The organism is Streptomyces sp. NPDC052910 (assembly GCF_055585605.1).
In genome coordinates, this window is the sequence record NZ_JBVJJR010000002.1 from 1,056,703 (window position 1) to 1,074,309 (window position 17,607).

The 17,607-nt window shown below is 74.8% G+C and carries 15 protein-coding genes and 1 tRNA gene; 9 read left to right on the forward strand and 7 right to left on the reverse strand.

Annotation, left to right across the window (positions count from 1 at the left end):
- Positions 1-44: 44 nt before the first annotated feature.
- Positions 45-764, forward strand: coding sequence for a 2OG-Fe(II) oxygenase family protein (locus ACZ6X9_RS10145; RefSeq protein ID WP_469777466.1), 720 nt, complete (start codon positions 45-47; stop codon positions 762-764).
- 13 nt (positions 765-777) lie between these two features.
- Complete coding sequence (locus ACZ6X9_RS10150) at positions 778-2,166, forward strand: glycosyltransferase (RefSeq protein WP_469777467.1); 1,389 nt, start codon at positions 778-780, stop codon at positions 2,164-2,166.
- A 777-nt stretch (positions 2,167-2,943) separates the two neighbouring features.
- Here ACZ6X9_RS10150 and ACZ6X9_RS10155 read toward each other — a convergent pair.
- The gene (locus ACZ6X9_RS10155) at positions 2,944-3,897 is read right to left on the reverse strand and encodes a LysR substrate-binding domain-containing protein (protein ID WP_469777468.1); all 954 of its coding nucleotides are present in this window, start codon (positions 3,895-3,897) and stop codon (positions 2,944-2,946) included.
- Between the two features lie 301 nt (positions 3,898-4,198).
- Here ACZ6X9_RS10155 and ACZ6X9_RS10160 point away from each other — a divergent pair, with 301 nt between their 5' ends.
- Both ACZ6X9_RS10160 and ACZ6X9_RS10165 read left to right on the forward strand, forming a co-directional pair.
- Positions 4,199-5,371 carry a diaminopropionate ammonia-lyase gene (locus ACZ6X9_RS10160; protein WP_469777469.1) on the forward strand — a complete coding sequence of 391 codons (1,173 nt, stop codon included), beginning with the start codon at positions 4,199-4,201 and terminating at the stop codon, positions 5,369-5,371.
- 435 nt (positions 5,372-5,806) lie between these two features.
- A complete protein-coding gene (locus ACZ6X9_RS10165; RefSeq protein ID WP_469777470.1) occupies positions 5,807-6,277 on the forward strand; it encodes a hypothetical protein in 471 nt (156 codons plus the stop codon).
- Positions 6,278-6,561: 284 nt separating this feature from the next.
- Here ACZ6X9_RS10165 and ACZ6X9_RS10170 read toward each other — a convergent pair whose 3' ends face one another.
- Complete coding sequence (locus ACZ6X9_RS10170) at positions 6,562-7,374, reverse strand: hypothetical protein (protein ID WP_469777471.1); 813 nt, start codon at positions 7,372-7,374, stop codon at positions 6,562-6,564.
- A 427-nt stretch (positions 7,375-7,801) separates the two neighbouring features.
- On the opposite strand from ACZ6X9_RS10170, the gene ACZ6X9_RS10175 reads away from it, so the two are divergent.
- Entirely contained in the window at positions 7,802-8,338 is a 537-nt protein-coding gene (locus tag ACZ6X9_RS10175) for a hypothetical protein (RefSeq protein ID WP_469777472.1), read from the forward strand.
- A 76-nt stretch (positions 8,339-8,414) separates the two neighbouring features.
- Here ACZ6X9_RS10175 and ACZ6X9_RS10180 read toward each other — a convergent pair whose 3' ends face one another.
- On the reverse strand, positions 8,415-10,172 hold the full coding sequence (locus tag ACZ6X9_RS10180) for an amidohydrolase (RefSeq protein WP_469777473.1): 1,758 nt from the start codon (positions 10,170-10,172) through the stop codon (positions 8,415-8,417).
- A gap of 591 nt (positions 10,173-10,763) precedes the next feature.
- Between ACZ6X9_RS10180 and ACZ6X9_RS10185 the strand changes: the two genes are divergently transcribed.
- Positions 10,764-11,045 (forward strand): hypothetical protein, encoded by a 282-nt coding sequence (locus ACZ6X9_RS10185; protein WP_469777474.1) that lies wholly within the window; start codon positions 10,764-10,766, stop codon positions 11,043-11,045.
- Positions 11,046-11,323: 278 nt separating this feature from the next.
- On the opposite strand, the gene ACZ6X9_RS10190 is transcribed toward ACZ6X9_RS10185, so the two are convergent.
- Both ACZ6X9_RS10190 and ACZ6X9_RS10195 read right to left on the reverse strand, forming a co-directional pair.
- Positions 11,324-12,217 carry an ABC transporter permease gene (locus tag ACZ6X9_RS10190; RefSeq protein WP_469777475.1) on the reverse strand — a complete coding sequence of 298 codons (894 nt, stop codon included), beginning with the start codon at positions 12,215-12,217 and terminating at the stop codon, positions 11,324-11,326.
- Positions 12,214-13,134, reverse strand: a complete 921-nt coding sequence (locus ACZ6X9_RS10195) for an ABC transporter ATP-binding protein (protein WP_469777476.1) — start codon at positions 13,132-13,134, stop codon at positions 12,214-12,216. The genes ACZ6X9_RS10190 and ACZ6X9_RS10195 overlap by 4 nt, the downstream gene beginning before the upstream one ends.
- Before the next feature lie 359 nt (positions 13,135-13,493).
- Here ACZ6X9_RS10195 and ACZ6X9_RS10200 point away from each other — a divergent pair, with 359 nt between their 5' ends.
- The 3 genes from ACZ6X9_RS10200 to ACZ6X9_RS10210 all read left to right on the forward strand — a co-directional run bounded on the left by ACZ6X9_RS10200 (position 13,494) and on the right by ACZ6X9_RS10210 (position 16,047).
- Positions 13,494-15,122, forward strand: coding sequence for a sensor histidine kinase (locus tag ACZ6X9_RS10200; RefSeq protein ID WP_469777477.1), 1,629 nt, complete (start codon positions 13,494-13,496; stop codon positions 15,120-15,122).
- Positions 15,119-15,841: a response regulator gene (locus tag ACZ6X9_RS10205; RefSeq protein ID WP_469777478.1), complete on the forward strand. Its 723-nt coding sequence runs from the start codon at positions 15,119-15,121 to the stop codon at positions 15,839-15,841. Before ACZ6X9_RS10200 ends, ACZ6X9_RS10205 begins: the two co-directional genes overlap by 4 nt.
- A gap of 132 nt (positions 15,842-15,973) precedes the next feature.
- A tRNA-Lys gene (locus ACZ6X9_RS10210) sits at positions 15,974-16,047 on the forward strand.
- A gap of 126 nt (positions 16,048-16,173) precedes the next feature.
- On the opposite strand, the gene ACZ6X9_RS10215 is transcribed toward ACZ6X9_RS10210, so the two are convergent.
- Positions 16,174-16,437 carry a LapA family protein gene (locus ACZ6X9_RS10215; RefSeq protein ID WP_469777479.1) on the reverse strand — a complete coding sequence of 88 codons (264 nt, stop codon included), beginning with the start codon at positions 16,435-16,437 and terminating at the stop codon, positions 16,174-16,176.
- A 92-nt stretch (positions 16,438-16,529) separates the two neighbouring features.
- Positions 16,530-17,468 carry a 4'-phosphopantetheinyl transferase family protein gene (locus ACZ6X9_RS10220; RefSeq protein ID WP_469777480.1) on the reverse strand — a complete coding sequence of 313 codons (939 nt, stop codon included), beginning with the start codon at positions 17,466-17,468 and terminating at the stop codon, positions 16,530-16,532.
- Between the last annotated feature and the right edge of the window lie 139 nt (positions 17,469-17,607).

Here is a 17,607-nt window from a genome sequence, read left to right on the forward strand (position 1 = left end):
GATCCCCTGAGCGCGGGTTCCCGGAACAGGCGGAGGTGAGCGGGATGGCCGAGAGCGTGGACGTGGCGGAGGCCGAGACGCGGACGCAGCCCCGGACGCGGGCGCTGCGGACACCGGCGGAACGCGGGAGCCCGCCACCGGCGACCGCCTCCACGGCGGTGACGCTGGCGACGCGGATGTGCAGGTTCGAGGACGTACTGGGCGCGGCGGCGGCCGACCGCCTGCTGGAAGAGGGCTGTCACGCGCTGATGGCCGAGGTCCGCGAGCGGGACGCGGGGGCGGAAGTGACGGTTCCGCCGAGGTGGCGGTGCGCGGACCAGACCGCCCGGTTCCCCGAGCTCGCCGCCGCGGTGACCCGGCTGGCGCCGATGGTGTCCACGATGCTGGGGGTGCCGGTGACGGATCCCCGGGTGTCGTTCGAGTTCACGATGGACAACGAACTGCCGCCCGACGTACGCCGGCAGGACCCGCCCGTCCGCGACAGCGCGGGCCCGGGCGACCCGCGCCGCATCACGTTCGTGTACCACCTGCACCGCAGGCCCCGGGGGTTCACCGGCGGCCAGACTCGGATCTACGACACGACAGTCCGCGAGGGGCACCCCGGCGTCGCGGAGTCGTTCCGGGACGTGCAGCCGGACCACGACTCGCTCGTGTTCTTCCCGGCCGACGCCTGGTACCGGGTGCGTCCCGTCCACTCGCCGTCGGCGAAGCTGCTGGACAGCCGGTTCGCCTTCCACGGCCGGCTCGTCGCCGGCCCCCGGTGAGCGGGGACGCCCCATGGCCACCGCGGCACCCGCGCGTCTGACCGTCGGCACGGCCGTCCACGACGACGACTTCGACGGCGCCTACTTCACGCTCCTTTCCCTCCGCCTCCACCACCCCGAAGTCGCCGACCGCGTCGACCTGCTCGTCGTGGACGGCGACCCCGACGGGCCGGCCGGGGCGGGCCTGCGGGCGCTGGCGGACACGCTCCCGGGGCTGCGCCACGTACCCGCCGGGCACCTGCGCGGCAGCGCGCTGCGGGACCTCGTCGTCCGCGAGGCCCGTACGGAATGGGTGCTGTCCCTCGACGCGCACGTCCTGCTCCCACCCGGCACCCTCGCCCGCCTCCTCGCCTACGCCGACGAACACCCCCGCTGCCGCGACCTGCTGCACGGGCCGCTGCTCGGCGACGACCTGGGCACCGTGCGGACACATCTCGACCCGGTCTTCGACGGTGCGGCGTTCGGGACGTGGGGCTGCGACCCGCGCGGGGCGGACCCGGGAGCGCCGCCGTTCGAGATCGGCGTGCAGGACCTCGGGCTGTTCGCCTGCCGCACGGACGCCTGGCCCGGTCTCAACCCGCGGCTGCGCGGCCTGGGGGCGGAAGTGGGCTCACTGCACAAGCGGTTCCGGGCGGCGGGCGCGCGGGCGCTCTGCCTCCCGTTCCTGCGCTGGACCCGGCGTTCCGTACGGCCGCCCGGCACGGCCGCTCCCGTGGCCGTCGCCGACCGCTGCCGCGACCACCTCCTCGCCTGGGAAGAGGCGGGCCTGGCCGTCGAACCCGTCATCGACCACTACCGAGAGACCTGCGGCGACGTCGTGGACGCCTGGGTGGCCGGGCACGCCGCCGAACGCGGCCACCCGCTGGACCGGTTCGACTCCCTGGTCTGCGTCAACGCCGACGCCCACCGCTGGGTGGCCGCCCACCGCCGCTTCCGGCGCCTCGGCATCGCCGGCCGCGTCCGCCGCCTCCCCGCACCCGTCGTCCCCGGCGACCCGGCGGCAGCCCACGCCCTCGCCCACCGCACAGCCGTCGCCCAGGCGCGACAGCGGGGGCTCCGGCACGTGCTGGTCTTCGAAGACGACGTGGTCTTCTGCCACGACGCGACCAGCGTCCTCGGTGCGCACATGGCGGAGCTCGCCGACCGGCGCTGGACCGTCTGCCGGCTAGGCGGAGCGGCGGTCGCCTACCACGCGCGCGCCTTCGACCGCCTGTTGGACGAACTTCCCGCCGACACGGCGGCGATGTCCACGTGGACCACCCGGCACGGCGGACTGGAACAGTTCTGCGCCCGCCACTTCGCCGACACCCTCGTCCGCGTCTCCCCCGCCGTCACCTCCCGCGAACCGGCCGACGTGGAGACGGTGCCGGCCGCTTACCGGGGGGCCGCGGGAGCGCGGTGAGCGCGGTGAGCGCGGGGCTCGGGGGCCGAGGCCGGGCCTGGACCCGGGGGCCGGGGGCCGGGGGCCGGGGGCCAGGGGCCGGGGGCCAGGGCTGGGACGCGGAGGGGGTGGGGAGCTCTGGTGGATCCGAGATTCTTCGGGGCGGGTATCGCCTGGAGCGGGGGCACGGGAGCACTGGGGTGTACCGGGGTACGGAGGTGCGCGACGGGCGGGGGTGCCGGCCCCGGGCCGACACAAATGCGCGTCACCGCCCTCACCGCGCAGGCGTCCCGCCGCGGGACGTCTCCGCTGGGGCTCCACTGCTTGGATGTTGCCGTTCCGGCGTCATCGCTTGCGCGTCATCGCCTGCGCGTCGTCGTTCGGGTGTCGTGGCTCGTCGCCCGCCCGGTAGTCCGCCGGGGGCCTTCACCGCGTGGGGGGGCTCGGCCAGGTCGATCCCGCAGGCGAGGATGACGGGGCCCCAGCCGGGTCGACCGAGTCGAGCAGGCCGAGCCGGTCGGCCGGGCCGAGCGGGGCGAGCCGGTCGAGCAAGCCGGAGTCGGCCGAGCAGGGCACGCAAGCCGAGTAGGGCCCCAGGCCGAGCAGGGCTGGCAGGCAGCAGGGCTAGCAGAGCAAGGCGAGCAAGGCGGAGTCAGCCGAGCAGGGCGCGCAAGCCGAGCAGGGCCAGCAGGGCTGGCGGATCGATGACCTCATGCCGCGTCAAGTCGCGGGCCGGCCGTCGTCGCGGTGCTCCTCGGACGGTAGAGCGCCCCCCTTCGGCATGCGCGTCGTCTCGCGTCACCGGTCCTGGCCCTGGCCCTGGACCTGGACCTGACCCCGGCCTTGGACCTGGCCCCCTACCCCCTCCGCCGCCTGCCGGAGGGCCGCCCGGCAGGCCGTGATGGCGGGGTGGCGGGTGCGCCCGCGTCGGACGACGGTGGAGATGCGTCGGGTGTGACGGCCGCGTGGGAGGGGGTGGAGGGGGACGGTCGGGCGGCGGGCGTCGCGGACCAGATCCGGGAGGAACGCCGCGGCGTGGCCTTCCTCGACGAGGCGGAGGTGGAGGAGGAGGTCGCTGGACTCGAACCGGACGTCCGGCTCGAAACCGGCGTCCCGGCACAGCGCCACGGCCCAGCGGCGGGCGGCCGTGCCCTCCGGTTCCATCACCCAGGGGTGGTCGGCGAGGGTGCGCAGGGCGGTGGGCGGACCGCCGCCCGCCGGGCCGGGGACGGCGAGGCGGAGGGTGTCGTCGAGGAGAGCCTCCCGTTCCAGTTCGGCCGGGTGGGGAATCGGGTCGCCGGGGTACTCCTCGGTGACGACCAGGTCGAAGTCGCGGGCCAGCAGGGCGGGGAGCGCGGTCTCCGGTTCGCCCTGGGTGACGTGGATCCGCAGGCGGGGGTGGGCCGTGCGGAGCAGGGTCAGGGCGGGGGGAACGAGCGCGAGCGCGGCCGTCTGGAAGGCGGCGACGCGCAGGGTGCCGGCGACGCCGGCCAGTGAGTCGGCGATGTCCGCCTGGGCGCGTTCCAGGCGTTCGAGTACCGCTTCGGTGTGGGCCACGAGGATCTCCGCCTGGTGCGTCAGCCGCACCCGTCGCCCCACCGGTTCCAGCAGCCTCACCCCTGCCTCCGCTTCCAGTTGGGACAGTTGCTGGGAGACCGTGGAGGGACTGTAGGAGAGGGCGGCGGCGACGGCGGCGAGGGTGCCGCGGTGCTTGAGTTCGCGCAGCAGGCGCAGTCGGTGCAGATCAAACATGGGCGGAGGTTCCCCTTCCCTTCGGGCTCGGCCGCTTCCTCTCCGGCCTGGCCACTTGTCTCCTCGGGCCCGGCCGCCTTCTCCCGGGCCCGGGCGCTTCCTCCCGGATCCGGCCACGTCCTCTCGGGCCCGGGCACTTCAATCCCGGGCCCGGGCCGGGCAGGCGGGTGAGCCTCGTTCCGGTCGTTCTCGTTCCGGTCGTTCTTGTTCCGCTCCTTGGCTCTCCGTTCGGTTTTCCCGATGAATATAGGTCGGAATCATGCGCTGGACCGGAGGGATGCCCGTCCCGCAGGCTGCTGCCATGACCACGACGACTTCTTCCACCGCCCTCGCCCCCTCCTGGTACGTCCGTCCGGCTGCCCGGGCCTGGTCCTGCGCGCCCGCTCCCGCCGGGGTGCGGGACTTCCACGCCGCACTGCCGGGGTACGCGCCGACGCCGCTGACCGAACTGCCGGGCCTCGCAGCGGAACTGGGCGTGGGCCGGGTGTTCGTCAAGGACGAGTCGTCCCGGCTGGGACTGCCGGCCTTCAAGGCGCTGGGGGCGTTCTGGGCGGTGCGCAACATCGTGGCCGAGCGGGCGGCGGAGGGGCGGGGCGCGGCCCCGGGCGCCCCGGGCATCCCCGACACCCCGGACGCCCCCGACACCCCGGTGACCCTGGTGACGGCCACCGACGGCAACCACGGCCGGGCCCTGGCCCGGGCCGCGCGCGTCAACGGGCTGCGGGCCCGCGTCTTCGTCCCGTCGGGCGTGCACCCCGGGGCCGTCGCGGCCATCGGCGGCGAGGGCGCCGAGGTGGTACGGGTGGCGGGCCCGTACGACGAGGCGGTCCGGCGGGCGGCCGAGGCGGCGCGCGCGGCGGACACGGTGCTGGTCCAGGACACGGCCTGGCCGGGGTACGAGCGGATCCCGGGCTGGATCGTGGAGGGTTACTCCACGCTGTTCGCCGAGGTCGACGAACAGGTGGCGGCGGCCGGTGCCGGCACGCCCGGCCTGGTGGCCGTCCCGGTCGGCGTGGGCTCGCTGGCCCAGGCGGCCGTCACCCACTACCGCTCCCGCCGCCCGGCCGCCGGTCCGGCACCGGCGCTGCTCGCCGCGGAACCGGAGGCCGCGGCGTGCCTCCTGGCGAGCCTCACGCGCGGCGAACCGGTGTCCGTCGCCACCGGGGAGACCGCCATGGCCGGTCTGAACTGCGGGACGCCGTCCGCCCTCGCCTGGCCGTTCCTCCGGGACGGGCTGGACGCCGCCGTCACGGTCACCGAGGCCGGCGCCGCCCGGGCGATGGCCGACCTGTCCGCGCTCGGCGTCCCGTCCGGCCCCTGCGGCTCGGCCTCACTGGCCGGGCTGCGGACGGCGCTGGCCGGGCCGGACGCGGTCGCGCGGCGGGCCGCGCTGGGGCTCGGGCCCGGGTCGACGGTGGTGCTGCTCAGCACGGAGGGGCGCGAGGCCAACCCGTACGCGTCCGTCGGTGACTGAGCCGTTCGCCGGGTCGTCCGGCGAATCGCTTCGGCGGATGGCCGTCCCGTCTCGGCGGACGGGTGCCCCGCCTCGGCGGATGACCGTCTCGTCTCGGCGGACGGGCGTCCCATCCCGGCGGACAGGTGTCCCGTCTCGGCGGATGGCCGTCCGCCCGCCGGCCCTCCGGCCGTCGCACCATCCGCCGACCCACCCCCCGGCTCATTCCCCAGCTCACCCCCGGCCCATCCCCGGCCCATCCCCCGGAACGGCGCCGCCCCGGCCGCTGACCCGGCCGCTGACGGCGCGCCCTCCCCCGGGTGAGGCCGCCGTGCGCCCGAGGGGTGACGCCGGGGCCTCACCCCGGTACGAGGCGCGGGGACCGGGGAGGAATGGCTCCGCCCGGAAGTCCGAGGTGCCCGTCGCGGGCGCCGCGCGTCAGAAAGGGAGTCGGCCTTGGCTCTGGTACCGAACGGCGTCTACACGATCGCCCGGCCCGGTGGCCGGTTCCTCACTCTGCGGGACGGCTCCGCGGAACCGGGAACGCCCACCCTCCTCATGCCGCGGACCGCCGGGCCGGGCGAGCAGGAGTGGGTCCTGGAGGAACTGGACGACGGGACGCGGACCGTCCGCAACGTGCGGAGCGGCACGCTCCTCGGCTTCCACGGGGAGCCCGAGCCCGGCAAGCAGGTGGGCGCGGGCGCCCGGCACCGGTCCTGGCTGCTGCGGCCCGCTCCGGGGCTGGACCTCTTCCACCTCGTCGTCCCGGACGACTCCGACGGCCCCGACGGTTACGGAGGCTACGGAGGTGCCGCCGAACTCGCCGTCGACGTCGCTCCGGAGCCGGCGTGGGCGGGTCGCGTCGTCCTCCGCCCGCTGGGGGCGGGGGGCCCGGAACGGGCGTGGGAGTTCCGGGGGGTGGGATAGCGGGGGTGGGGCAGCGGGGCAGAGGAGGGGCCCGAGGGACGAAGCAGCGGTCTCGAGGCAGGGCCCTTGCGGCAGAACCCTCGCGGCGGCCCCGGGGGCTCCGGCGCGCGCCGAAGGCGGGTCCGGGCTGACCGGCGCGCACGGAGAAGCAGGCGGGTCCGTTCCCACGCCGCCCCCGCCAGGCGACTGGGACCGTGTCACCCAGACGAAGACGTGCGCGGCGGACCGGCCCAGGCAGCGCCGGGCCGGGGCGGGGGTCAGTCGAAGTCGAGCCGGGGCGGGGGTCAGTCGAAGTCGAGCCGACGTCCCCATTCGTCACTCCAGCCGCCGTGCCAGACGGCCAGCCCCGCATGGGTGAAGACGCAGCCGACACCCACACCCCACTCGTCCCCCTGGTAGCGCACGTCGGGGTCGGCGAGCGCGGTGTGGAGGCGGTCGAGGGGGATCACCGTGAAGGCGCCGGTGTCGGCGTCGGGGATGTGGTGCACCTCGATCCAGCCGTCGCGGACGAAGGGCAGCAGCGGAGCGAGCTGCCGTTCCACCCACGCGAGGCGCCCGGCGGGCTCCAGGCCGTCCGGCGGGTCGTCCCAGATGCCGAACGGCCCGGTGAGCATTCCGCTGAACTCGGCCGCGCAGACCAGGACTTCACGCTGGGCGACACTCAGTCCGTCCCAGGCGGGAAGTGCGCTGGTGTCGGCGACCGGGTACGCGGCGTCGATCCAGTGCTCACGCACGGGCCGGGGGGCCGCGAGGCCGAGGCTGCGGGCGGGGCGGGTGGACCACAGCCAGTTCGCCGGGTCGGCGAGTACCGCGTGGAGTTCCGCTCCGGCCACCGGGACCGGCGGGACGCGGTCGGATCGTCCCTCGTGAACGGTCAGCAGCCCGCGCCCGGCCAGGTCAAGGGCCGCAGCGGCCAGCCGCGGAACGAGGGCGCGCTGCTCGTCCTCGGTGTAGCTGCGCAGAGGCGCCGCTTCCTTCGCGCCGCCCCAGCGGAGGGCGAGGCCGTAATCCTGAACCGCTCCGGCCAGGGGGCGCCCGGACAGCGCACGACGCATGAGCGCCTGTTCGGCGACGGTCAAGGAGGTCCAGGAGCGCATGACCCCTATGGTGTCATCCCAAGCGGAAGCGGATGGCACCGTGACGGACTTCCCGCGTAGCGGCGGGGACCGGTGATCCGACGCGCTGGAGAGGCGTGGGAGCGATCCGCGCGGGGACGACGTGCCCGCCGAGTTCCAGGACGACTGCCGCCGGATCGCCGCACTGGGGCGGGAATGATGTCGGGAGTACGGCGGTTGTCCGGCGTCCGCATACGTCCGCACACGAGCACAGACGAGCACAGGCGAGCACGGACGACTGCATGAAGGGGCTTGTTGGGCAGGTCCGTTCGATCCGTCGTCGGGCTCGCGGCGTATCGGCAGCGCGTCGTTTCGGGTCGTTCCGCGTTCGCCGGACCCGTGCCGCACCGGCGCTCTACGCTACGGGCACGCCGCGCCGTCCCATCGCGGTCGAGTGAGGAGGAACTCCGTGCCATCCCCCTGCGACCCCCAGTACGCTCCCGCCGGCGATGTGGGCGCAGCGCTCGTGCTGGTCGATGCGCGGCTCAAGACCATGCAGGCCGGGAAGAGCGAGACGGATCCCGAGCAGCAGGCGATGATCGACCGGTTCACGGACTCCCTGGACGCCGAGGGCGCCCATGATGTGCTCGACGGGGCCTGCACGCTCATCTACATGTTCATGAAGTGGCTGCGGGAGGCTTACGCGGCGCACGACAAGGACGTTTTCGCGTACGTGGTGCCGTATCTCGTGGGCACGATGCGCATGATGCCCAAGAGCGTCCGCCCCGAGGCCGTTCCGACGATGGCCGGGCTGATCGTGGCCGCGGGTGCGGACCTGAGTCCGAGCCTGTGGCGGAAGCAGTACGGGTTCTGGACCGAGGCCGAGATGAACCCGCTGGAGGTCACCGCCTTCCTGCTCGCGGACCACATCAACCGGCTCACCGAGGACCCGGACTTCGCCACTCGTCTGATCACGGAGGCGCTGTCCTCCGTGGAGGAAGGCTGACGAGGGCCGGCGTTCCCTTCTCTCCCGCCCCCTCCGCCCCCTCCGCCCTCTCCCGCCCTCCTGGGCCCTCTTCGTCTCAGCTTCTCCGCTCGTGGACGATCCGGCCGTCGAAGACGGTCATGGCCACCGGGACGTCGGCGACGGCGTCCGGTGCCGTCGTGCGCAGGTTGCCGTCGAGGACGCACAGGTCGGCCGCCTTGCCGGGCATGAGCGAGCCCTTCCAGGATTCGGCGGCATCCTGCCAGGCGCCGGCCGTGGTGTAGGCGGCGAGGGCCTGGTCCAGCGTGAGGCGCTGGGCGGGGCCGTGGACCTCGCCGCAGGTGCCTCGGCGGGTGACGAGGGCCTGGACGCCGGCGCGCCAGTTCGGCGGGTTGACGGGGGCGTCGGAGCTGCCGAGGAAGGGGACGCCGGCGTCGACCGCCGAGCGCCAGGGCACGAAGTCCTCGCCGGCCGGCCCCTGGGCGGCGCCGTGGACGGCGTGGGCCCAGCTCTGCGCCTGCGGGCCGAGGCCGATGCGGTACCGGGCCATCGTCGGCAGGACGTCCGGGGTGACATACGCCCCGTGCATGGCGATGTGCCGGGCGTCCGGGCGCGGGTGGCGGCGGAGGGCGGCGGTGAAGGCGTCCACGACGGTGGAGGTCCAGCGGTAGCAGTGCACGCCCAGTTGGTAGCCGGCGACGTGGGCGACGCGGATCATCTCGGCGAGTTCGGCGGCGCGTTGCTCGTTGGTGTCACCGGCGACCAGCAGGTCGCCACCGCTGTCCGAGAAGAGTTTGACGCCGCGGACGGCGAGGCGCCGGGGGTCGAGGCCGGCCGGCGGGGTGAACGCGCGCAACTCCCGGGCGACCGCGGCGGCGGAGCCGCCGGACTGGGAGCAGGGGAGGAAGAACACGCTGACGCGGGCGTCGAGAGCGCCTTCACGCGCCAGGTCGGCGTAGGCGGCCAGGGTCTCCGGCCCCTGCGTTCCGCCGCCGAGCCCCTCGCCGCCGGGGCCCAGACCCGGGTCGGTGTAGCTCGTGATGCCCTCGGCGTGGAGGCGGCCGACCGCGTCCTTGATCGCGCGCTTGCGCTCGTCCCTGCTCCAGGGCGGCAGCAGGAGCTGGACGAACGCCTGACCGCCGTCGCGGAGGATTCCGGTGGGCCGGCCCGCGGCGTCGTAGTCGACCCCGGGTTTCCGGGGGCCGTCCGGGCCGGTGTCCGTGATGCCGGCGAGTTCCAGGGCGCGGGAGTTGACGGCGCTGGTGTGGTAGCCGCTGTCCTGGAGGAACACCGGGTGGTCGGGCGCCGCCTTGTCCAGGTCGTCCCGGTTGGGCCCCCGCTGCTCGGTGAGCCGGTAGGGGTTCCAGCCGGCGCCCCGGATCCACTGGCCCTTCGGGACGCGCCTGGCCTCGGCGGCCACGGCGGCCACGATGTCCGCGACGGACTTCACGGCGGGCACGCCGAGGTCGAGCGCGTACGGCGGCAGGTTCAGCCGGTGGACGGCCGCATGGAGGTGGGTGTCGTTGATGCCGGGGAGCAGCGTCCGGCCGCGCAGGTCCACCGTCTCCGTCCCGCGCCCGGCGACGGCGCGGACGTCGGCGTCGTCGCCCACGCACACGATCCTGCCCGCCCGGACCGCCACGGCCGACGCGCGCGGCCGTCTCGGATCCATCGTCATGACGTCGCCGCTGTGGAACACCAGGTCCGCCGGGCGGGACGGGGCCGCGACAGCCCGTCCCGCGCCGACCGGCAGCGCGCCGGCCGCGACCGCTCCGACCGCGACCGCTCCGGCCAGCCGCGCGACGTCCCGCCGGGAGACCGCCGGGGCGGGGTGTTCGGGGGTGGATGCCGGCATGGGGAGGTCCCTTCGCTGGGGTGGAGCGGGGAGGGTCGGAGTGGTGTGGGAGGAGGGTGGGAGGGGTGGGGGCGTGGAGTGGGCGTGAAGGAGAGGGTGCGGTGTAGGGGTGGGAGTGGCAGTGGTTCGGAGGATCCTTTGGCGGCGTGAGATACGTCAAGTGGCTTAGTGGGCCCATGAGTCGGTTACGGCCACCCGGGCTCCGCGCCGGAGGTGCGCTCTGCGCCGGGCAGGCCGGACTTCACGAAGCGACCGGAAACCGGCGGAGCGGCTCGGGGCCGTCCGAGTGGCTCGGGCCGTCCGAGTGGCTCGGGCCCGTCCGAGTGACCCGGCCCCTGTGCAGGGCGGTGAGCCGGGCGAGCTCGCCGCCGCGCCGCCACCTGAATCACCGGCTGCCCGACCCGGCGGACGACTGACTTGTCGTCGGGCGTCACCGGCGTGGTAGCCGCCGGACGTGGTAATCGCCGGGCGTGGTAGCCGCCGGCGTGGAATCGCACGCACGGGCCGTCTGGCAAACGACCACTGAGTGGGGACGTGGGTGCTCGCCCCCTGCGCCTTGCCCTCCTGACACCGGCCGGTGATTCTGTGCGGGTGCCAGGACAGCGGAAAAGAAGGCGACGGCAAGAGGACGCGCGGCAGCGGCTTGCCGCTCGCGCCGCGCCGGACGCCGGACAGTGGGAGGTGGTCGTCGAGACGCGGGACCAGGCGGAGATCCGCGCACAGGCGCGCCGGCTCCGGGAGACAGGCGTCGACGGGCCGAGGATCCGGATCGACACGTTGTGCGGGCGCCTGGTGCTGCCGACCACCTACCGGCTGAGCCGTCTTGTGACGGACCCCGCCCAGGAGCCCGGGCACGGCCCCTCCGCTCATTGATTTCGCGGTCGCCGGGCGCCGGTCATCGGGCGCCGGTCCCCAATCGCCGGGCGCCAATTGCCGGGCGGTCCGGGCCGGTCGGGGCGCTATCCCCACGTCCCCCGGACACCGCGACCCCACGGCCAGTCGCCGGGCGGCAGGAAGCTCACACCGGTCGCCATTCGGCCGGCCGCCTTGTCACTGCGGCGCGGTCGCCGGTCGCGGTCGTCGGGCGGTCCGGGCCGGTCGGGGTGCGGGTGCGTGTCGCCGCGCCCCTCTCCCGGCGCGGACGCGCGCCGTCACACGTCCCGGCGTCGCACGACGAACACCGCCAGGCCGACCGTCACCAGCGGCCAGAGCGCGTACACCGCCCAGGAGCCGGGGACCGTCGCCGAGTAGCCGAGGGAGTTGGGGTCCGGGTCCCAGTTCTGGACCAGGCGTGACCAGGCCGACAGGACGAGCGCGTGCCGGATGTCCGCCGACCAGCGGAGGCGCTCCGAGAACATGGGTGGCAGCACCAGGAGGAGGAAGAAGCTGGTGACCATGGTCGCGGCGGCGTGTCGGAGGAGGACGCCGAGACCCAGGCCGACGAGGGCGCAGACAGGGGCGAGGAGCGTGGTGGCGGCCAGAGCGCGGAACACCCCGGGGTGGGTGATCGGGACGCCGGCGTGGCGCTCGTTCAGGACGGCCTGGGAGACGAGGAAGGAGCCGGTGGCGGCGATGGCGCCGACCACGGTCCACAGCGCGGCGGTGACGACCGCCTTGGCCAGCACGACCGCGCCGCGGTCCGGTACGGCCACGGTGGTGGCGTGGATCAGGCCATTGCCGTACTCGCTCACGATCGCGAGGGCTCCGGCGCTGCCCGCGACGAGGGTCAGCGTCCAGGAGCCGGCCGGCGGAAAGGTGTCGAAGGGGAGGAAGTCGGCGGGGCCGGGGCGGTCGGCGTGGTCAGAGGCCGTCGCCGCGGCGGCGGCGCCGATGACGAAGAGGAGGGTGAGGACGAGGATCCAGGGCGTGGAGCGCAGGGACCGGGTTTTGATCCACTCGGCGGCGAGGAGGTCGGTGAAGCGGGCGGGGGGTGGGGTGGCCGGGGGGAGGAGTGAGGGCGCGGGTTTCAGGGAGGACGCGGGTGTGGGCGTGGGCGTGGGTGTGGGTGTGGGTGTGGGTGTGGGTGTGGGTGTGGGTGTGGTCATCGGGGGTGGCCTGCCGTGTAGTCGGTGGAGTCGGCGGTGAGTTCCATGAAGGCCGCCTCCAACGAGGCGGTGTGGGCGGTCAGTTCGGTCAGCCGCAGGTGGTGCTCGTGGGCGAGCGCGCCGATCCGGTCGGCGGGGAGCCCGGTGACGGCGAGGCGCCCGGCGCCGGCCGGGCCCTCCGGCTCGACCGTGGCGCCCGCCGCGGTCAGCACGGCGGCCAGTTCGGCGGCCTGCGGCGTCGCCACCACGACGGCGCGGCGCGTACCGCGGGCCGCGAAGTCCCGGAGCGGCTCGGCGGCGACGAGGCGGCCCCGCCCGATGACGACCAGTTCGTCGGCGGTGTTCTCCATCTCCGACATCAGGTGACTGGAGAGGAAGACGGTGCGGCCCTCGGCGGCCAGGCTCCGGAAGAGGCGGCGTACCCAGAGCACGCCCTCCGGGTCCATGCCGTTGACCGGCTCGTCGAAGAGGAGCACCGGCGGGTCGCCGAGCAGGGCGGCGGCGATGCCGAGCCGCTGCCGCATGCCGAGGGAGAACCCGCCGACGCGGCGGTGCGCCACCGCGTCCAGCCCCACCTCGCCCAGCACTTCGTCCACCCGGCGCCGCGGGATGCCGTTGCTCCGGGCGAGGGCGGAGAGGTGGGCCGCGGCGCCGCGTCCGCCGTGGACGTGGCCGGCATCGAGGAGGGCGCCGACGTGCCGCAGGCCGCGCGGGTGGCTGCGGAAGGGGACACCGTCGACGGTGGCCGTCCCGGCGGTGGGGCCGTCCAGGCCGAGGATCATCCGCAGGGTGGTGGACTTGCCGGCTCCGTTGGGCCCGAGGAACCCGGTGACCACGCCCGGCCGGACGGTGAAGGACAACCGGTCGACGGCGGTCTTGTCGCCGTATCGCTTGGTGAGTTCGCTGACTTCGATCACGGGCCCCACCCTGCCGGGGCGGCCATGGTGTGGTCATGGGGCCGTGGGCGGCAAAGCGCGCGACCCGGTTCGCCCTGGGGCGTACATCCCCGGGTTGATGCCGCGCGGGAGGCGGCCGGTTAGTCTCACGGCGTGAACCCCGAGATGATCATTCCGGTGGCGGCCGTGCGCGCCGCCCGCCGCCACGGCGGCCTCGCGCCCAGAGTCCTCCCGGTGCCGTCGGGGGCACGCCGCCGATGAAGCCGACGGCGAGGGCCGGGACAGGGAAGGTCGGGGCAGGAAAGGTCGGGGCAAAGGCTGACAAGGCGGCGGGGGCCGGGACAGCGGTCTGGGCGGGAGGCGTCTGCTACTTCCTCGCGGTGGGTCTGCTGATCGGGGGCGCGCCGGCGGCGTCGGGTACGGCGCACGGCGTCGGGGCGCTGCTGGCCGTGAGCCTGCTCGCCGGCGTGATACGCCGGGCGCCGCTCCTCGCGTTGGGGCTGGCCCTCTTCGGCTCCACGGCGGTGTTGGCGGGGACTCCGCGGCCCGTCGGACCGGAGCAGGCGGCGGCACTCCAGGGCAGTTTCCTGGCGTTCATGGCGGTGGACGCCGTCCTGGCCCTCGTCGTCGCGACCCGCACCCGGCGGGTCTCCGTGACCGCCGTGGCCGTGACGTCTCTTGTCCAGCTCCTGACGATCGGCCTCTACGCGCACGGCGACAACCTGACGGTCAACGCCGTGATCGCCCTCCTGGCGCTGGCCGCGTCCTGCACGGCCGCGCTGCTCGCCCGGGAACGCCGCGAACACGCGGCGGAACTGCGCGCGCGGGAAACGGCGTTGCGCGCCCAGGAGGTGTCCGAGGCCGTGACCGCCGAACGGCTGCGGATCGCCCGGGAACTGCACGACATGGTCGCGCACAGCGTCGGCATCATCGCCATCCAGGCCGGGGTGGGAAGCCGGGTGATCGAGACACAGCCCGCGGAGGCACGCGAGGCGCTGCGCGCCATCGAGGCCACCAGCCGGGAGACCCTCTCGGGTCTGCGGCGCACGCTCGTGTCACTGCGCCGGACGGGCCGGGGCACCACCACCGGCGAACGGCCCCCGCTCGGGCCCGCGCCGGGCCTCGCCGACCTCGAACGGCTGGTGACGGCTACGGCGGACGCGGGCGTCCGCGTCGACCTGCACCGGAGCGGCCGGCAGCGCCCACTGCCCGCCGACCTCGACCTGTCCGCCTACCGCATCGTGCAGGAGGCGCTCACGAACGTCGTCCGCCACGCGGGGGCCGGGCGGTGTCGGGTGAGGGTGGAGTACGGGGAGGACGAGCTGTCGGTGGAGATCGTGGACGACGGGTGCGGCGGGGGCGGCGGGGGCGGCGGGGGCGGCGGGGGCGGCGGCGGAAGTGTGGTGTCGTCGGGCCACGGCTTCGGCCTCGTCGGCATGCGCGAGCGCGTCGGGCTACTGGGCGGCCGGCTCACCGCCGGCCCTCGCCCCGAGGGCGGCTTCCGGGTGGCGGCCCGGTTGCCGCTGCCGGCGTCCGCAGGCGTGGTGGCGGCCGGGGGTGGGGTGGTGGCCGGGGGTGGGGTGGTGGCCGCCGCGGGCGATTCGGAGCCGGGCGAGGTTTCGGTGTCTGGCGGGGTTGCGGCGTCTTCCAGGGGTGCGGCGTCTTGCAGGATTTCGGAGCCTGGCGGCGTTACGGAGCTCCTCGACGCACCGGCGTCCGCCGGCGCGCGAACGTCCGGCGCGCGAACGTCCGGTGGGCAGACGCCCGTCGGCGGACGGATGCCCGTCGGCAGGCGGACGCCCACCGATCCGCAGACAACCGCCAACGCGCGGACACCCGCCGGTACTCAGGCGTCAGTCACCGTACGGAAACCCGCCGACGCGCAGACATCCGCCGACACGCGGACATCCGCCGACACGCGGACATCCGCCAACGCTCAGGCGTCCGACGATGTGCAGACACGCCTCGGCACACCACCGTCCGTACCCACCCGAGGAAAGACCCCATGAGCATCCGGATCCTGCTCGCCGACGACCAGCCGCTGGTGCGGTCCGGACTGCGCGTGCTCATGGCCGACCATCCCGGCCTGGAGGTCGTCGGTGAGGCGGCCACCGGCGCCGAGGCGGTTCTGCTCACCGGCGAACTCCGCCCCGACGTCGTCGTGATGGACATCCGCATGCCCGGCATGGACGGGATCGAGGCCACCCGTCTGATCACGGCCGGTCCGACGACGGCCCGTGTCCTCGTACTGACCACCTTCGACGAGGACGAGTACGTCTACGGTGCCCTCCGGGCCGGGGCGAGCGGCTTCCTGGTGAAGGACATGGCCCTGGACGACATCCTCGCGGCGGTCCCCGTGGTCGCCTCGGGGGACGCGCTGCTCGCGCCGGGTGTGACGCGCCGTCTGATCGCCGACTTCGCCGGCCACCCCACGGGCCCGGGGGCGGGGCGCCCCGGAGCTGACGCGCACTCCCCGTGCCCGTGCCCCGAGCACGCCGCCCACCGCCGCTCCCCCGCCCTCGTCGACGGGATCACCGAACGGGAACGGGAAGTGCTGACCCTGGTCGGGCGCGGCCGGTCCAACACCGAGATCGCACAGGACCTCTTCATCACCGTGGCCACGGCCAAGTCGCACGTCTCACGGCTGCTCACGAAGCTGGGTGCCCGGGACCGGGTCCAGCTCGTGATCATCGCCTACGAGGCGGGGCTGGTTTCGGCTCCGGCGTGAACCGGCGGCGGGCGGGCGAGAGCGGGGCACGGGGCCATACAAGGTGCGCATGGACTCGTACAGGATCGACCGGTCCGGGTCGGGACAGCGGCCGCATTTGCATCGAACGGAAGATCTGATAATTTTCTTCCCGCGCCGCTAGCTCAGTTGGTCAGAGCGGCTGACTCTTAATCAGCAGGTCCGGGGTTCGAGTCCCTGGTGGCGCACCTGAGTCGGGCCCCCGTTTCTCCAAGAGGCGGGGGCCCGAGGCGTGTTGGCGGCGCCGAGACGGGTCGGCGGCGGAGCGCCCGTCGACCGGTCACCGCCGTCGGACGGTCACCGCCGTCAACAGGTCACCGCCGTCGGACGGTGACGAACCGTCCCAGCAGCCAGCCGATCACCAGCATCGCGGCGAGTGCCAGCCACAGCGGCGTGGAGACCTCGGGACCGATGATCCGGATCTTGACGTGCCGGGTGTTCTCGAAGACGAAGACGAGCGCCAGCACGGCGACGATCAGCAGGACGACCCGACCTGTCGTCGCCGCCTCCCGCAGCCTGCCTCCCAGGGAGCCGGCGCGGGACGGATCGCTGGTCGAGGACTTGCGCTTGGAAGCCATGCCCTCACCTTCGCAGGGGTACCGCGCGCGGCGGGTGCGGGACTGCTCCGTACGGGTGACGGACGCGGCGGCGGGCGCTTCGGGGCCGGTTCTCAGACGGTGGGCGGTGGCGGCGTCCCGTCCGCGCGGGCCAGGGCGACCGCCGCCGTGTACCCCGGGCCCGCCTCGACGTCGGCCAGCGTCCATCCCGGCGGTGACGCGGGCCGCGGCCCGCACCCCACGTACGTCACGGACAGCCGCTCCGCGAGCCCGGTGCCCGTCCCCTTGAGGTACGCCTCCTTGCGCGTCCAGCAGCGCGAGAAGGCCACCGTCCGTCCTGCCTTCGGGAGGGCCTCCAGCTCGGCGACCTCCCGGGGGTGCAGCGAACGGCCGACGCTGTCGACCACCGACGCCTGCTGCACCTCCTCCACGTCCGCCCCGACCGGGCGGTCCGCGAAGGCGAGGAACACCAGGTCGCCGGCGTGGGAGAGGTTGAAATGCAGCGGCGCGCCCGCCGCCGCCGGGCGGCCGTGCGGGGCACCGCAGCAGGGGCAGGGTTCGCGGATCAGCTCGACCGCGCCCGGCGCGACGTCCAGGTAGGCGCCGAGGAGCCGGCGCAGGGCGAGGTGGGCGGTGACGTAGCGGTCCCGGTGCAGGTCCCGGACGAAGGACGCGGCGCGCTCGCGTTCCCGCGCGTCCAGCACCTCCTCGTACTCCGCGCGGGACACGGGCTCACCGTCCGGCACGCGCAGCAGCCAGAGGGCGGGAGCGTCCCCGTCCGCGCCCGGGGTCCAGGGGCCGGGCAGCGGGTCGCGGCCCAGCGTGCGGGGGCGGAGGGGGGTGGGGGCGGGCAGGTCCCGGGCATCGGGGGCATCCCGGGTGACGGGCGCATCGTGGGTGGCGGACGCGTCGCGGGTGGCGGACGCGTCGCGGGTGGCGGGGGTGCCGGACGTGGCGGGTGCAGCGGGCGCGGCGGACGTACCGAATGTGCCGGACGCACCCGACGACGCGCCGGACGCACCGGACGACGCGCCGGACGCACCTGACGACATGCCGGAGGTTCCGAATCCACCCGATGTGCTGGGCAAGAGCCTCTCCCCGTCCTCTTTCGTCCCCGTCATGCGGCCCCGCCGGCATACCGCACCATCGCATCCGGCCCGGCGTTCGGGCGCCTCCGTCCCGGCGCACCGG

Bases quoted from the DNA above. Each gene is read 5' to 3' on its own strand.
- ACZ6X9_RS10155 (WP_469777468.1), bottom strand. From the start codon at position 3,897: ATGTTTGATCTGCACCGACTGCGCCTGCTGCGCGAACTCAAGCACCGC.
- ACZ6X9_RS10220 (WP_469777480.1), bottom strand. From the start codon at position 17,468: ATGTCGTCAGGTGCGTCCGGCGCGTCGTCCGGTGCGTCCGGCGCGTCG.
- ACZ6X9_RS10170 (WP_469777471.1), bottom strand. From the start codon at position 7,374: ATGCGCTCCTGGACCTCCTTGACCGTCGCCGAACAGGCGCTCATGCGT.
- ACZ6X9_RS10160 (WP_469777469.1), top strand. From the start codon at position 4,199: ATGACCACGACGACTTCTTCCACCGCCCTCGCCCCCTCCTGGTACGTC.
- ACZ6X9_RS10215 (WP_469777479.1), bottom strand. From the start codon at position 16,437: ATGGCTTCCAAGCGCAAGTCCTCGACCAGCGATCCGTCCCGCGCCGGC.
- ACZ6X9_RS10150 (WP_469777467.1), top strand. From the start codon at position 778: ATGGCCACCGCGGCACCCGCGCGTCTGACCGTCGGCACGGCCGTCCAC.
- ACZ6X9_RS10145 (WP_469777466.1), top strand. From the start codon at position 45: ATGGCCGAGAGCGTGGACGTGGCGGAGGCCGAGACGCGGACGCAGCCC.
- ACZ6X9_RS10205 (WP_469777478.1), top strand. From the start codon at position 15,119: ATGAGCATCCGGATCCTGCTCGCCGACGACCAGCCGCTGGTGCGGTCC.
- ACZ6X9_RS10190 (WP_469777475.1), bottom strand. From the start codon at position 12,217: ATGACCACACCCACACCCACACCCACACCCACACCCACACCCACACCC.
- ACZ6X9_RS10180 (WP_469777473.1), bottom strand. From the start codon at position 10,172: ATGCCGGCATCCACCCCCGAACACCCCGCCCCGGCGGTCTCCCGGCGG.